We start from the raw sequence: 15,964 nt of genomic DNA on the forward strand, positions 1-15,964 counted from the left end.
CTATTTGGGCTACCCCGTCACGTTGTCATAAGCAGCCTAACTGTCTATACTCGGCACCCGACCGCCAGGGGCTTGCAAGCCCGAACTGCTGGGGGTCGCCGTTCCCTGGGTGGTGGGTACCTGACCAGTACACTTACCAACAACTTTGCCCTGATTCGCTAGGGGCTCTTCAGTGTGAAAAAAGCCGTGAAAAGCCAACGACCTGTAAACCTAGACCTAAGGACCATCAAGCTCCCCGTCACTGCGTACACGTCCATCCTGCACCGTATCTCCGGCGTCATCCTGTTCATCGGCCTTGCCATCATGCTTTATGCACTGGGCAAGTCGCTGGGTTCCGAGGAAGGCTTCGGTGAGGTGAAGGCGTGTCTGACCAGCCCGCTGGCCAAGTTCGTGACCTGGGGTCTGCTGTCCGCCCTGCTTTATCACCTCGTGGCAGGTGTTCGTCACCTGATCATGGACATGGGTATCGGTGAGACGCTGGAAGGCGGCAAGCTGGGCTCGAAAATCGTGATCGTCATCTCCGTGGTGCTGATCGTTCTGGTGGGAGTTTGGGTATGGTAACCAATGTCACGAACCTGTCGCGTTCGGGCCTCTATGACTGGATGGCGCAGCGCGTTTCTGCGGTCGTTCTCGCGGCTTACTTCCTCTTCCTGATCGGCTACGTGGTCGCCCACCCAGGCATCGACTACACCCAGTGGCATGGTCTGTTCTCCAACAACGCGATGCGGATCTTCAGTCTGCTGGCCCTCGTTGCCCTGGGCGCTCACGCCTGGGTCGGCATGTGGACCATTGCAACCGACTACCTGACGCCTATGTCGTTCGGCAAGTCGGCAACTGCGATTCGTTTCCTGTTCCAGGCGGTATGCGGCGTTGCGATGTTCGCTTACTTCGTCTGGGGTGTGCAGATTCTCTGGGGTATCTGATCCATGGCTAGCATTCCAACCATTTCCTTCGACGCCATCATCATCGGTGGTGGCGGCGCCGGCATGCGCGCAGCGCTGCAACTGGCTCAAGGCGGCCACAAGACTGCCGTAGTCACCAAGGTCTTCCCGACCCGTTCGCACACCGTATCCGCCCAGGGCGGCATCACCTGCGCCATTGCTTCGGCCGACCCGAACGACGACTGGCGCTGGCACATGTACGATACCGTCAAGGGTTCCGACTACATCGGTGACCAGGACGCTATCGAATACATGTGTCAGGAAGGCCCGGCTGCGGTCTTCGAACTGGACCACATGGGTCTGCCGTTCTCGCGCACTGAAACCGGCCGCATCTATCAGCGCCCGTTCGGTGGTCAGTCCAAGGACTTCGGTAAAGGTGGCCAGGCCGCCCGTACCTGTGCCGCTTCGGACCGTACCGGTCACGCGCTGCTGCACACCCTGTACCAGGGCAACCTGAAAGCGGGCACCACGTTCCTCAACGAGTACTACGCAGTTGACCTGGTGAAGAACCAGGACGGCGCATTCGTGGGTGTGATCGCCATCTGCATCGAAACCGGCGAAACCCTGTACATCAAGTCCAAGGCCACCGTACTGGCCACTGGCGGTGCAGGCCGTATCTACGCGTCCACCACCAACGCCCTGATCAATACCGGTGACGGTATCGGCATGGCCCTGCGTGCAGGCGTGCCGGTGCAGGACATCGAGATGTGGCAGTTCCACCCGACCGGTATCGCCGGCGCCGGTGTACTGGTCACCGAAGGTTGCCGCGGTGAAGGTGGCTACCTGATCAACGCCCACGGCGAGCGCTTCATGGAGCGTTACGCGCCGAACGCCAAAGACCTGGCCGGCCGCGACGTGGTTGCCCGTTCCATGGTCAAGGAAATCATCGCCGGCAACGGCGTGGGCCCGAACAAGGACCACGTACTGCTGAAGCTGGACCACCTGGGCGAGGAAGTGCTGCACAGCCGCCTGCCAGGTATCTGCGAACTGTCCAAGACCTTCGCCCACGTCGACCCTGTGGTCGCGCCGGTGCCGGTGGTTCCAACCTGCCACTACATGATGGGCGGCGTTGCCACCAACATCCATGGCCAGGCCATCACCATGGACGCCGACGGTCAGGATCACATCATCCCGGGCCTGTTCGCCGTAGGTGAAGTGGCGTGCGTATCGGTTCACGGTGCCAACCGCCTGGGCGGCAACTCGCTGCTCGACCTGGTGGTGTTCGGCCGTGCTGCCGGCCTGCACCTGGAGAAGGCGCTGAGCGAGGGCGTGGAATACCGCGACGCCAGCGACACCGACGTCGATGTTGCCCTGAACCGCCTGAACAAGCTCAACGAGCGTACCAGCGGTGAAGACGTTGCCAGCCTGAAGCGCGAGCTGCAGAGCTGCATGCAGAACTACTTCGGTGTATTCCGTACTGGCGAATACATGCAGAAGGGTATCGAGCAACTGGCCGGTCTGCGTGACCGTATCGCCAACGTCAAGATCAACGACAAGTCCCAGGCCTTCAACACCGCGCGTATCGAAGCGCTGGAGCTGCAGAACCTGCTGGAAGTTGCCGAAGCTACCGCCATCGCGGCGGAAGCCCGTAAAGAGTCCCGCGGCGCTCACGCCCGTGAAGACTTCGAAGACCGTGACGACGAAAACTGGCTGTGCCACACCCTGTACTACCCGGGTGAGAAGCGCGTTGCCAAGCGCGGCGTCAACTTTGCGCCGAAGACTGTTCCAGCCTTCGAACCAAAAGTCCGGACTTACTAAGGGTGGCTGCTATGTTGAAAGTCGAAGTTTATCGTTACAACCCGGACACCGACTCGGCGCCAAAAATGGAGTCGTTCGACGTCGATACCGGCGGCAAGGACCTGATGGTGCTGGATGTATTGGCACTGATCAAGGAAAAGGACGAGGGTTTCTCGTACCGTCGCTCCTGCCGTGAAGGCGTTTGCGGTTCCGATGGCATGAACATGAACGGCAAGAACGGCCTGGCCTGCATCACCCCGCTGTCGGCGGTCGTGAAGGGCGGCAAGCTGGTTCTGCGTCCTCTGCCAGGCCTGCCGGTCATTCGTGACCTGGTGGTCGATATGAGCATCTTCTACAAGCAGTACGAGAAGGTGAAGCCGTTCCTGCAGAACGACACCCCGGCCCCGGCCATCGAGCGCCTGCAGTCGCCGGAAGACCGTGACAAGCTGGACGGCCTGTACGAGTGCATCCTGTGCGCGTGCTGCTCGACTTCCTGCCCGTCGTTCTGGTGGAACCCGGACAAGTTCCTGGGCCCGGCAGCCTTGCTGCAAGCCTACCGCTTCCTTGCCGACAGCCGCGATACCAAGACTCAGGAGCGCCTGGCGTCCCTGGATGACCCGTTCAGCGTATTCCGCTGCCGCGGGATCATGAACTGCGTAAACGTTTGCCCGAAAGGTCTGAACCCGACCAAGGCAATCGGTCACGTACGTAACATGCTGCTGCAAAGCGGCACCTGATACAAAGCGTTGTACCTGCAGTAAGCCGAGGTGCGGGTGGTGAGCCCGCACTGAGGTAAAACCCGAACAAGGGCCCACAAAGCCCGCGTTCATTACCTATGAAGATATGAGACCAGCAGGGGCTTTCCGGGCTGGTACCCGGAAAATCAGCAGGATCCAGGTGGCGTGGTTCAGTCGCTGTTTTCGGACTTTTCCAGGTTTGCTGTGGCTCTCGCCGATCAGTCCCCTAATCGAGGGTGACCAAGCATGCAAGAAAGCGTGATGCAGCGCATGTGGGATAGCGCCCACCTTTCAGGTGGTAACGCTGCATATGTGGAAGAGCTCTACGAGCTCTACCTGCACGACCCTAACGCTGTGCCAGAAGAGTGGCGCACTTACTTCCAGAAGTTGCCAGCCGACGGCAGCACCGCTACTGATGTATCGCACTCGACAATCCGCGACCATTTCGTACTGCTGGCAAAGAACCAGCGCCGCGCTCAACCGGTTTCCGCCGGGAGCGTGAGCAGTGAACACGAGAAGAAGCAGGTTGAAGTTCTGCGACTGATCCAGGCCTATCGTATGCGCGGCCATCAGGCTGCCAAGCTCGACCCGTTGGGGTTGTGGCAGCGCCCTGCGCCTGTAGACCTGTCGATCAATCACTACGGCTTGACCAATGCCGATCTTGATACGACCTTCCGTGCCGGCGACCTGTTCATCGGCAAAGAGGAGGCGAGCCTACGCGACATCTTCGATGCACTCCAGAAGACATATTGTCGCACCATTGGCGCCGAATTCACCCACATCGTCGATTCCGAGCAGCGCAGCTGGTTCCAGCAGCGCCTGGAAAGCGTGCGCGGCCGTCCGGAGTTTTCCGCTGACGTGCAGGCCCACCTGCTCGAGCGCGTGACCGCCGGTGAGGGCCTGGAAAAGTACCTGGGCACCAAGTACCCGGGCACCAAGCGTTTCGGCCTTGAAGGCGGCGAGAGCCTGATTCCGATGCTGGATGAAATGATCCAGCGTTCCGGCTCTTACGGCGCCAAGGAGGTCGTGATCGGCATGGCCCACCGTGGCCGCCTGAACGTGCTGGTGAACACCTTCGGCAAGAACCCGCGCGAGCTGTTCGACGAGTTCGAAGGCAAGAAGATGAACGAGCTGGGCTCCGGTGACGTGAAGTATCACCAGGGCTTCTCCTCGAACGTGATGACCCCGGGTGGCGAAGTGCACCTGGCCATGGCGTTCAACCCGTCCCACCTGGAAATCGTTTCGCCGGTGGTCGAGGGTTCGGTGCGCGCCCGTCAGGACCGCCGCAACGACACCGTTGGCGACAAGGTGCTGCCGATCTCGATCCACGGCGACGCTGCGTTCGCTGGCCAGGGCGTGGTCATGGAAACCTTCCAGATGTCGCAGACCCGCGGTTTCAAGACCGGCGGTACCGTGCACATCGTGATCAACAACCAGGTTGGTTTCACCATCAGCAACCCACTGGATGCGCGCTCCACCGAGTACGCGACCGACGTTGCCAAGATGATCCAGGCACCGATCCTGCACGTGAACGGCGATGACCCGGAAGCCGTGCTGTTCGTCACCCAGCTGGCCATCGACTACCGCATGCAGTTCAAGCGTGACGTGGTCATCGACCTGGTCTGCTACCGTCGCCGTGGCCACAACGAGGCTGACGAGCCGAACGGCACCCAGCCGCTGATGTACCAGCAAATCAGCAAGCAGCGCACTACCCGTGAGCTGTATGCCGAGCAGCTGATCCAGGCCGGTCGCATCGACGCCGAGCGCGCTCAGGCCAAGATCGACGAGTACCGCAACGCGCTGGACAATGGCCTGCACGTGGTGAAAAGCCTGGTCAAGGAGCCGAACCGCGAGCTGTTCGTCGACTGGCGTCCGTACCTGGGCCATGCCTGGACCGCGCGTCACGACACCCGTTTCGACCTCAAGACCCTGCAGGATCTGTCGGCCAAGCTGCTCGAGCTGCCGGAAGGTTTCGTGGTCCAGCGTCAGGTGTCGAAGATCTACGAAGACCGTCAGAAGATGCAGGCCGGTGGCTTGCCGATCAACTGGGGTTATGCAGAGACCATGGCTTACGCCACCCTGCAGTTCGAAGGTCACCCGATCCGCATGACCGGCCAGGACATCGGCCGTGGCACCTTCTCGCACCGTCACGCGGTGCTGCACAACCAGAAGGACGCCAGCACCTACATTCCGTTGCAGAACCTGTTCCCTGGCCAGCCACGTTTCGATCTGTACGATTCGTTCCTGTCCGAGGAGGCGGTACTGGCCTTCGAATACGGCTACTCCACCACCATGCCGAACGCGCTGGTGATCTGGGAAGCCCAGTTCGGCGACTTCGCCAACGGTGCGCAAGTGGTGATCGACCAGTTCATCACCAGTGGTGAGCACAAGTGGGGCCGCCTGTGTGGCCTGACCATGCTGCTGCCACACGGCTATGAAGGGCAGGGGCCGGAGCACTCCTCCGCGCGTCTGGAGCGTTACCTGCAGCTGTGCGCCGAGCACAACATCCAGGTCTGCGTACCGACGACGCCGGCACAGATTTACCACCTGCTGCGTCGCCAGGTCATTCGCCCGCTGCGCAAGCCGCTGGTCGTCCTGACGCCGAAGTCGCTGCTGCGCCACAAGCTGGCCATCTCGACCCTGGAAGACCTGGCAGAAGGCTCGTTCCAGACCGTGATCCCGGAAATCGACGCAATCGATCCGGCCAAGGTCGAGCGTCTGGTGCTGTGCAGCGGCAAGGTCTACTACGACCTGCTGGAAAAACGCCGTGCCGAAGGCCGCGAAGACATCGCCATCCTGCGTATCGAGCAGCTGTATCCGTTCCCTGAGGACGATCTGGTCGAAATCCTCGCCCCTTACACCAACCTCAAGCATGCGGTCTGGTGTCAGGAAGAGCCGATGAACCAGGGTGCCTGGTACAGCAGCCAGCACCACATGCGCCGTATCCTGGGCCGCCACAACAAGGCACTGGTCCTGGAATACGCCGGTCGCGACGCTTCTGCCGCGCCAGCCTGTGGTTACGCTTCGAAGCACGCCGAACAGCAGGAAAAACTGCTGCAAGACGCCTTCACTGTCTAACGCCTTCGCGCACCTGAAACCGAATTTAAGGAAACACAGATAATGGCTATCGAGATCAAAGCCCCAACCTTCCCGGAATCGGTTGCCGATGGCACCGTTGCCACCTGGCACAAGAAGCCGGGCGAAGCCGTCAAGCGTGACGAGCTGATCGTCGACATCGAGACTGACAAGGTTGTCCTGGAAGTACTGGCGACTGCCGATGGCGTGCTGGGCGACATCGTCAAGGGCGAGGGCGACACCGTCCTGTCCGACGAATTGCTGGGTTCGATCGTTGAAGGCGGTGCTGCCGCCGCGCCTGCCGCGGCCGCCGCACCTGCAGCTGCTCCGGCCGCTGCCAGCGCTGACGCCGGCGAAGATGACCCGATCGCTGCCCCGGCTGCGCGCAAGCTGGCTGAAGAAAACGGCATCGACCTGGCTACCGTGGCAGGCACCGGTAAAGGCGGTCGCGTCACCAAGGAAGACGTGGTTGCTGCTGTTGCCAACAAGAAGTCGGCTCCTGCCGCTGCACCGGCTGCCAAGCCTGCCGCTGCTGCCGCTGCCCCGGTTGTCGTCGCCGCTGGCGACCGTACCGAGAAGCGCGTGCCGATGACCCGCCTGCGTGCCAAGATCGCCGAGCGTCTGGTCGAAGCCCAGTCGAACATGGCGATGCTGACCACCTTCAACGAAGTGGACATGACCGAAGTCATGGCCCTGCGTTCGAAGTACAAGGACCTGTTCGAGAAGACCCACAATGGCGTGCGCCTGGGCTTCATGTCGTTCTTCGTCAAGGCTGCCACCGAAGCGCTGAAACGCTTCCCGGCTGTCAACGCCTCGATCGACGGCAACGACATCGTCTACCACGGCTTCGCCGACGTCGGTGTTGCCGTGTCCAGCGACCGTGGCCTGGTGGTGCCGGTGCTGCGTAACGCCGAGTCGATGAGCCTGGCTGAAATCGAGAACGGCATCGCTACCTTCGGCAAGAAGGCCCGTGACGGCAAACTGTCCATCGAAGAGATGACCGGTGGTACCTTCACCATCACCAACGGTGGCACCTTCGGTTCGATGATGTCGACCCCGATCGTCAACCCGCCGCAGGCTGCCATTCTCGGCATGCACAACATCATCCAGCGCCCGATGGCCATCAATGGCCAGGTCGTGATTCGCCCGATGATGTACCTGGCGCTGTCGTACGATCACCGCCTGATCGACGGCAAGGAAGCGGTAACCTTCCTGGTCACTATCAAGAACCTGCTGGAAGATCCGTCTCGCCTGCTGCTGGACATCTAACCCTCTGGCTGCGTACCGTGCCGGGCCTGGCTTCGCGAGAAGCCATGCCGCGCGGTTCGCGGCTTGTAGCTTGTAGCTGATAAGGAATCTTTTATGACCCAGAAATTCGACGTAGTGGTAATCGGTGCAGGCCCAGGCGGCTATGTGGCTGCCATCAAGGCCGCACAACTTGGTCTGAAGACTGCCTGTATCGAGAAGTACACCGACGCCGAGGGCAAGCTGGCCCTGGGCGGCACCTGCCTGAACGTAGGTTGCATTCCATCCAAGGCGCTGCTGGACAGCTCCTGGAAATACAAGGAAGCCAAAGAGAGCTTCAACGTCCACGGTATCTCCACTGGCGAAGTGAAGATGGACGTGGCCGCGATGGTTGGCCGCAAGGCGGGCATCGTCAAGAACCTGACCGGTGGCGTTGCCACCCTGTTCAAGGCCAACGGCGTCACTTCGATCCAGGGCCACGGCAAGCTGCTGGCCGGCAAGAAAGTCGAAGTCACCAAGGCTGACGGCACCACCGAAATCATCGAAGCCGAGAACGTGATCCTGGCTTCCGGCTCGCGCCCGATCGACATTCCGCCGGCCCCGGTCGACCAGAACGTCATCGTCGACTCCACCGGCGCCCTGGAATTCCAGGCCGTACCGAAGCGCCTGGGCGTTATCGGTGCAGGCGTGATCGGCCTGGAGCTGGGCTCGGTATGGGCTCGCCTGGGTGCTGAAGTGACCGTCCTGGAAGCCCTGGACACCTTCCTGATGGCTGCCGACACCGCCGTGTCGAAAGAAGCCCAGAAGACCCTGACCAAGCAAGGCCTGGACATCAAGCTGGGCGCTCGCGTCACCGGCTCGAAAGTCAACGGCAATGAAGTCGAAGTGACCTACACCAACGCCGAAGGCGAGCAGAAGATCACCTTCGACAAGCTGATTGTTGCCGTCGGCCGTCGCCCGGTGACTACCGATCTGCTGGCTGCCGACAGCGGCGTGACCATCGACGAGCGTGGCTACATCTTCGTCGACGATTACTGCGCCACCAGCGTTCCGGGCGTGTACGCCATCGGTGACGTGGTACGCGGCATGATGCTGGCCCACAAGGCTTCGGAAGAGGGCATCATGGTCGTCGAGCGCATCAAGGGCCACAAGGCCCAGATGAACTACGACCTGATCCCATCGGTCATCTACACCCACCCGGAAATCGCGTGGGTCGGCAAGACCGAACAGGCCTTGAAGGCCGAGGGCGTTGAGGTTAACGTGGGCACCTTCCCGTTCGCGGCCAGCGGCCGTGCGATGGCTGCCAACGACACCGGTGGTTTCGTCAAGGTCATCGCCGATGCCAAGACCGACCGCGTTCTGGGTGTTCACGTGATTGGCCCATCGGCTGCCGAACTGGTGCAGCAGGGCGCAATCGCAATGGAATTCGGCACCAGTGCCGAGGATCTGGGCATGATGGTCTTCAGCCATCCAACCCTGTCCGAAGCGTTGCATGAAGCAGCGCTGGCGGTGAATGGCGGCGCCATTCACGTGGCCAACCGTAAGAAGCGTTAATTATAAGAAACCACGGCGGGCTGCCCGTCGTGAGTCTTGCGTGCATGACTCACCGCGGAAAGTCCGCCGGACCGGATCACACGGGAAACCCGGGGTCAACGGTCACAGGTGGTGCGGCGCCACTGATGGCGCAGCGCCGAAGCGCAGTACCTAACGAAGACGGTAAAAAGCATGAATCTTCACGAGTATCAGGGTAAGCAGCTGTTCGCTGAGTACGGCCTGCCAGTTTCCAAGGGTTTCGCAGTCGATACCCCTGAGCAAGCTGCAGAAGCCTGCGACAAGATCGGCGGGAACGAGTGGGTTGTAAAAGCCCAGGTTCACGCGGGTGGTCGCGGTAAAGCGGGCGGCGTAAAGCTGGTTCGCAGCAAGGAAGACGCCAAGGCGTTCGCTGCACAGTGGTTGGGCAAGAATCTGGTTACCTACCAGACCGATGCCAACGGTCAACCCGTCTCCAAGATTCTGGTCGAATCCTGCACTGACATCGCCAAAGAGCTGTACCTGGGCGCTGTAGTCGATCGTTCGAGCCGCCGTATCGTGTTCATGGCTTCCACCGAAGGTGGCGTGGACATCGAGAAAGTCGCTCACGAAACGCCTGAGAAAATCCTCAAGGCCACCATCGACCCACTGGTCGGCGCTCAGCCGTTCCAGGGTCGCGAGCTGGCTTTCCAGCTGGGCCTGGAAGGCAAGCAAGTTCAACAGTTTGCCAAGATCTTCGTTGGCCTGGCCAAGCTGTTCAAGGATCATGACCTGGCGCTGCTGGAAGTGAACCCACTGGTGATCAAGGCCGATGGCGACCTGCACTGCCTCGATGCCAAGATCAACATCGACGCCAACGCCATGTACCGTCAGCCGAAGCTGAAAACCTTCCACGACCCGTCGCAGGACGACGCCCGGGAAGCCCACGCTGCCAAGTTCGAACTGAACTACGTTGCCCTTGAAGGCAACATCGGCTGCATGGTCAACGGTGCCGGCCTGGCCATGGGTACCATGGACATCGTCAACCTGCACGGCGGCAAGCCGGCCAACTTCCTCGACGTTGGCGGTGGTGCTACCAAAGAGCGCGTTACCGAAGCGTTCAAGATCATTCTGTCCGACAGCAATGTCGCGGCCGTTCTGGTCAACATCTTCGGCGGCATCGTTCGCTGCGACATGATTGCCGAAGGCATCATTGGTGCAGTGAAAGAAGTCGGCGTTAAAGTTCCGGTCGTCGTTCGCCTCGAAGGCAACAACGCCGAACTGGGCGCTAAAGTACTGGCAGAAAGCGGTTTGAACATCATTGCGGCAACCAGCCTGACCGACGCTGCTCAACAAGTTGTCAAAGCTGCGGAGGGCAAGTAATGAGCGTCCTGATCAATAAAGATACCAAAGTCATCTGCCAGGGCTTCACCGGCTCGCAGGGTACTTTCCACTCCGAACAGGCCATTGCCTACGGCACCAAGATGGTCGGCGGCGTAACCCCAGGCAAGGGTGGCACCACCCACCTGGGCCTGCCGGTGTTCAACACCGTCAAGGAAGCCGTGGAAGCTACCGGCGCTGACGCTTCGGTCATCTACGTACCCGCTCCGTTCTGCAAAGACTCGATCCTGGAAGCTGCCTTTGGCGGCATCAAGCTGATCGTCTGCATCACCGAAGGCATTCCTACCCTGGACATGCTGGATGCCAAGGTCAAGTGCGACGAGCTGGGCGTGACCCTGATCGGCCCTAACTGCCCAGGTGTCATCACCCCGGGCGAGTGCAAGATCGGCATCATGCCAGGCCACATCCACTTGCCAGGCAAGGTCGGTATCGTTTCGCGTTCCGGCACCCTGACCTACGAAGCTGTGAAGCAGACCACCGACGCCGGCTTCGGCCAGTCGACCTGCGTCGGCATCGGCGGTGACCCGATCCCGGGCTCCAACTTCATCGACATCCTGAAGCTGTTCCAGGAAGACCCGAAGACCGAAGCGATCGTGATGATCGGTGAGATCGGCGGTTCGGCTGAAGAAGAAGCCGCGGCCTACATCAAGGCCCACGTGACCAAGCCTGTCGTTTCCTACATCGCCGGTGTTACCGCACCTGCGGGCAAGCGCATGGGCCACGCTGGCGCCATCATCTCCGGTGGCAAGGGTACTGCGGACGAGAAGTTCGCCGCCCTGCAGGACGCGGGTGTGAAAACCGTGCGTTCGCTGGCTGACATCGGCAAGGCCCTGGCCGAGCTGACTGGCTGGGAAGCCAAGAAGTAATACTGCTACACCCCCCACGCGCACAGAGGCCACCTTCGGGTGGCCTTTGTCGTATGTGGGGTTCGTAGGAGCGAAGAGGCCGGTGCTGGCGATAGAGATTCTTCGACAGGTTTAATAGGAATTTTCACGCAGACGAATGTTTCAATCCGAGGATAATGCCTGCTGTCCTCGGTCGCGCAGACGACAAACATGTACGCACATCGGACAAGCAGCACTGTGCCAGTGCGTTTGACTGACAAAACAGTTACATTACGCGTTCACTCTGTGCCCGTACCCCAAAAGGGAACGACACGCTAAACGGGTCTGGCCTATCAAGCCGGGCAGCATTTCCCCTTACCCAAAGGGAAATCCCCTCTCGAATCCCGATTTCAGCAGTGTGGTACTACCTTAAATGAAAGTTCTCAAAGGCCAGGATATCCTGGCGCTTGGCTTTATGACGTTTGCGCTTTTCGTGGGTGCAGGCAATATCATCTTCCCGCCTATCGTCGGCCTGCAGTCTGGCCCGCATGTATGGATGGCTGCACTGGGCTTCCTGGTGACTGCCGTCGGCCTGCCGGTCATCACCGTGGTCGCCCTGGCCAAGGTCGGTGGCGGCATGGATGCCCTGAGCAGCCCGATCGGCAAGTTCTTCGGTGGCTTGCTGGCTGCTGTGTGCTACCTGTCGGTAGGCCCACTGTTCGCCACCCCGCGTACCGCGACCGTGTCGTTCGAAGTGGGCGTTGCACCGCTGACCGGTGAAAGCCCGCTGGCGCTGTTCATCTACAGCCTGGTGTACTTCATCGTCGTGCTGGCCGTGTCCATGTACCCTGGCAAGTTGCTCGACACCGTGGGCCGCTTCCTGGCACCGTTGAAGATCATTGCCCTGGCCGTCCTGGGCATCGCTGCCTTCGCCTTGCCCGCCGGTACCATCGGTGACGCACAGCCTGCCTATGCCGCCGCTGCGTTCTCAAAGGGCTTCTCCGATGGCTACCTGACCATGGATACCCTGGGTGCCCTGGTGTTCGGTATCGTCATTGTCAATGCCATTCGCTCGCGCGGTGTCGAGTCGCCGAGGCTGATTACCCGCTACGCCATCATCGCCGGCCTGATCGCCGGTGTCGGGCTGGCCCTGGTTTACATCAGCCTGTTCCGCCTGGGTGCCACCAGCCACGACATCGCGGCGGACGCCACCAACGGTGCGGCGGTGCTGCATGCCTACGTACAGCACACCTTCGGCTCCCTGGGCAGCGGCTTCCTGGCCGTTCTGATCGCGCTGGCCTGCCTGGTGACCGCGGTTGGCCTGACCTGTGCCTGCGCCGAGTACTTCAGCCAGATCCTGCCGCTGTCGTACCGCGCGCTGGTGGTGATCCTCGCCGGCTTCTCGCTGCTGATTTCCAACCTTGGCCTGACCAAGCTGATCATGTTCTCGATCCCGGTGCTCACCGCCATCTATCCGCCGTGCATCGTGGTGGTTGGCCTGAGCTTCGTGAAAGACCTGTGGAACTCGCCAACGCGCATCCTGGCACCGGTGATGCTGGTATCGCTGTTGTTCGGCATGGTCGATGCGATCAAGGGCAGCAGCCTTGCCCACGTGTTGCCAGACTTCATGGCGCACCTGCCATTGAGTGATGCCGGCATGGCCTGGCTGGTACCTTCGGTGGTGACCCTGGTGGGTGCCGTGGCCTGCGACCGCATGCTCGGCAAGCCGCGCGAGGCGCTGGCCTGACCGGACAAGTCGAAGCCTGAGGGCGGCACCGGCCACAAGCCGAAGGGTGCCCGCCAAGGGTGAAAACAAGAGAGCCCCGTCTCCGAAAGGATGCGGGGCTTTTTGCTGTTTGCCTGTTTCGGCCGCTTCGCAGCAGGTAATGCATTTTTCAGTGTGCAGGTGTGCCTTTTGCCGCTTGCCAGCGTCGAAATCCGGTCCCTATCCTTTAGGCACATGGCCCTTTCGGTAACCCTGCATGAACTTCATCCAAAGCAACCTCAACAACCTGCTGGCCATCGCCTGGTTCGCCCTGTGCTGGGGTGGCTATACCCGCTATGCGATCTGGAAGGGGCGCGACACCGCGTGCCTGGCCAGTGTGCTGCACTTGTACCGCGAAGACTGGATGCGCCGCATGCTGCTGCGCGACAACCGCATCGCCGATGCCAGCGTGATCGGTAACCTGGAGCGCAACGCTTCGTTCTTTGCCTCCAGCACCCTGATCATTCTGGCTGGCATCCTCACCGTGCTCGGTGCCTCCGACCGGGCACTGTCGTTGCTGGCCGACCTGCCGCTGGTTCAGCAAACATCCCAGGGCATGTCGGAGATCAAGCTGCTGTGCCTGGCCATGGTATTTGTCTATGCCTTCTTCACGTTCAGCTGGTGCATGCGCCAATACAACTTTGCCGCCGTGCTGGTGGGGTCGGCGCCGATGATCGGCGAACGGCTGGTCAATGAGCTGGAGCGCAAGGCGTTCGCCTCCCGCGCGGCGCGGGTGCTGTCACTGGCCGCCAACCAGTTCAACTTCGGCCTGCGCTCGTATTACTTCGGCATGGCCATGCTGACCTGGTTCATCAGCCCTTGGTTATTCATGGTGGTGAGTGTGGGCGTGGTATTGATCTTGTACCGCCGTGAGTTCCATTCCGATGTACTGGAAGTGATGGTCTTCACGCCCACTGAAAGCGCCCCAACGGACGCGGGCAAGGAAAGCGCCGCTGGCAACGCTTGACCCGATCAGGGGGCGCCGCCGGGTTGTCTAGCGGCTGCCAACCTGCGCCTGCAGCCAGGCAACTGTCGCCGGCGAGGCCTGGCTGAGGGGAATCGAAGCCTGGTGCACGCTGCCATCCCAGCCTTCCATGGTGATCCACAATTCAGCGTTGGGTCGGGTCTTGGCCGGAACCGGGACGGAAGCGCCCATGCTGTAGGGTGAACCGAAGAAGATGCTCCCGGCCGCGCGCAGGCTGCGTGGCTTACCCACCCGCAGGTAGGTGGCCTTCACTTCGCCGATACAGTGGTTGCACAGCGCCGCACTGAAACTCTTGAAATACCCGGCCGGGCCTTCCTGGCGGGGCGCCGACGCACGGAATTCGGCCAGGCGCAGGCTCCATGGGCCCACTGCGACCACACCCGCCTCACGCTCACCCAGCCCGGCTTCACCTTTGAACAACGCCTGGTCGGCAAAATACCGGGGCATGAACCCCAAGGGGATGAGTATCAGCAGGATGTTCAGGTGAAAGCGCCATTTCAGCCACAGGCGGCGTGAGGCCGAAGGTGCGTCGGTGGTGGTGGCTCGGCTCATCGGGCGGTCTCCGGCAGTTGGGCGTCTTGCGCGGCGTTGGCCGTTGGTGCGCTGCGCGGCTTGCGTTTCAGTGCGGCTGCAGTGGCCTGTGCGGTGCGCTTGCTCCAGATCAACAGGCCGCTGAGCACCATCAAGGTCAGCACCAGGCCAAAAACGAACCAGATCATCTTGACCCACAGTCCGCCGAAGTCGCCTGTGTGCAACGGGCGCATGGATTCGGTGACGAACTCCAGCGACGTGCGATCATCCAGGGTGTGCGAGGTGGCGACCACGCCTGTGTACGGGTTGATGCTGGCGCTCTGGAACATCAGCGGGTACCAGCCGCGGCCACGGATGTTGAAGGTGTCATAGGCATTGCCGGGCAGGCGCACGAAGGATGCCTCGAAGCCGGGGATCTGCGCCTTTACCGTTTCGATGGCATGCTCCAGGCTGACCAGCCGGGGCGCTTCGCCAGCCTGCAGTAGCGGTACGTCCTCGCGGGCTACCACGGCGGGGACGTCGCGGCTTGAGATCGAGATGTGGTTGTCGGCCAGCAACGCCTGGATCAGGAACCAGGTGCCGGTGATCGCGATCACGGCAATGAACCAGATCGACCAGATACCGCTCAGGCGATGGAAGTCACCCCAGAAGATGCGGGCACCTTGGCGAAAGCGCAGGGTAGGTTTCAGAAAGCCTTTCCAGAAGCGCTTGTAGACGACCAGGCCGGTGACCAGCGAGGCAAGCATCGGCAAGCCCAGCAGCGAGACCAGGTACCACCCCCACGGGTAGCCGTTGCCGAAAGGTACCAGCCACCAGCCATGCAAGGCGCGAGTGAACTGGCGGAAGTCGAAGGAAGGGCTGATGCCCTGGATCTTGCCTGTATAGGGGTTCACGTAGAGGTTCTGGGTGGTGTTGTCCGGTTGCACCACCTGCACCTGCAGCGCGAAGTGCGACTCGTCCGGGCGCATGATGTATTGCACATCCAGATCGGGGCGGGCTTCACGCAGGGCCTTGAGCACCTGGTCGTAAGTCAGCAGTGGCGCATCATCGCTCGGCTTCGCCGCGCGTATCTCCGGTTTGGCCAGCCACACCAGCTCTTGGCTGACCACTGCCAGGGTGCCGGTGAAGCAGACGATCAGCACGAAGAACCAGATGGGCAGGGCCAGCCAGCTGTGAACCAGGAACCAGAGTTTCGAGCGTGACTTTTTGGACAT

General features: G+C 61.2%; 13 protein-coding genes. 11 read left to right on the top strand and 2 right to left on the bottom strand.

Features of this window, described 5'->3' with window-relative positions; genetic code table 11:
* Window positions 1-174: 174 nt before the first annotated feature.
* The 11 genes from sdhC (at window position 175) to AC3WLP_RS19520 (ending at window position 14,201) form a co-directional block, all read left to right on the top strand.
* Complete coding sequence (gene sdhC / locus AC3WLP_RS19470) at window positions 175-561, top strand: succinate dehydrogenase, cytochrome b556 subunit (RefSeq protein ID WP_008091902.1); 387 nt, start codon at window positions 175-177, stop codon at window positions 559-561.
* On the top strand, window positions 555-923 hold the full coding sequence (gene sdhD, locus AC3WLP_RS19475; RefSeq protein ID WP_003254214.1) for a succinate dehydrogenase, hydrophobic membrane anchor protein: 369 nt from the start codon (window positions 555-557) through the stop codon (window positions 921-923). Before sdhC ends, sdhD begins: the two co-directional genes overlap by 7 nt.
* Window positions 924-926: 3 nt before the next feature.
* Window positions 927-2,699 (top strand): succinate dehydrogenase flavoprotein subunit, encoded by a 1,773-nt coding sequence (gene sdhA / locus AC3WLP_RS19480; RefSeq protein ID WP_003254213.1) that lies wholly within the window; start codon window positions 927-929, stop codon window positions 2,697-2,699.
* Between the two features lie 11 nt (window positions 2,700-2,710).
* Window positions 2,711-3,415: a succinate dehydrogenase iron-sulfur subunit gene (locus AC3WLP_RS19485; protein ID WP_003254212.1), complete on the top strand. Its 705-nt coding sequence runs from the start codon at window positions 2,711-2,713 to the stop codon at window positions 3,413-3,415.
* A gap of 246 nt (window positions 3,416-3,661) precedes the next feature.
* Window positions 3,662-6,493, top strand: coding sequence for a 2-oxoglutarate dehydrogenase E1 component (locus AC3WLP_RS19490; RefSeq protein ID WP_003254210.1), 2,832 nt, complete (start codon window positions 3,662-3,664; stop codon window positions 6,491-6,493).
* A 42-nt stretch (window positions 6,494-6,535) separates the two neighbouring features.
* On the top strand, window positions 6,536-7,759 hold the full coding sequence (gene odhB, locus AC3WLP_RS19495) for a 2-oxoglutarate dehydrogenase complex dihydrolipoyllysine-residue succinyltransferase (protein ID WP_003254209.1): 1,224 nt from the start codon (window positions 6,536-6,538) through the stop codon (window positions 7,757-7,759).
* Window positions 7,760-7,852: 93 nt separating this feature from the next.
* Window positions 7,853-9,289, top strand: a complete 1,437-nt coding sequence (gene lpdA / locus AC3WLP_RS19500) for a dihydrolipoyl dehydrogenase (protein WP_014755881.1) — start codon at window positions 7,853-7,855, stop codon at window positions 9,287-9,289.
* 171 nt (window positions 9,290-9,460) lie between these two features.
* The gene (gene sucC / locus AC3WLP_RS19505; protein ID WP_003254205.1) at window positions 9,461-10,627 is read left to right on the top strand and encodes an ADP-forming succinate--CoA ligase subunit beta; all 1,167 of its coding nucleotides are present in this window, start codon (window positions 9,461-9,463) and stop codon (window positions 10,625-10,627) included.
* Window positions 10,627-11,511: a succinate--CoA ligase subunit alpha gene (gene sucD / locus AC3WLP_RS19510; RefSeq protein WP_003254203.1), complete on the top strand. Its 885-nt coding sequence runs from the start codon at window positions 10,627-10,629 to the stop codon at window positions 11,509-11,511. The genes sucC and sucD overlap by 1 nt, the downstream gene beginning before the upstream one ends.
* Window positions 11,512-11,902: 391 nt before the next feature.
* A complete protein-coding gene (gene brnQ / locus AC3WLP_RS19515; protein WP_003254201.1) occupies window positions 11,903-13,216 on the top strand; it encodes a branched-chain amino acid transport system II carrier protein in 1,314 nt (437 codons plus the stop codon).
* A 235-nt stretch (window positions 13,217-13,451) separates the two neighbouring features.
* Entirely contained in the window at window positions 13,452-14,201 is a 750-nt protein-coding gene (locus AC3WLP_RS19520) for a DUF599 domain-containing protein (RefSeq protein WP_003254200.1), read from the top strand.
* Between the two features lie 27 nt (window positions 14,202-14,228).
* Here the strand turns inward: AC3WLP_RS19520 and AC3WLP_RS19525 are convergent, their stop codons facing one another.
* Window positions 14,229-14,771: a PA2404 family protein gene (locus tag AC3WLP_RS19525; protein WP_004573639.1), complete on the bottom strand. Its 543-nt coding sequence runs from the start codon at window positions 14,769-14,771 to the stop codon at window positions 14,229-14,231.
* Window positions 14,768-15,964 (bottom strand): PepSY-associated TM helix domain-containing protein, encoded by a 1,197-nt coding sequence (locus tag AC3WLP_RS19530; RefSeq protein ID WP_012051726.1) that lies wholly within the window; start codon window positions 15,962-15,964, stop codon window positions 14,768-14,770. The genes AC3WLP_RS19525 and AC3WLP_RS19530 overlap by 4 nt, the downstream gene beginning before the upstream one ends.

Source organism: Pseudomonas sp. FW305-E2, from assembly GCF_058782925.1.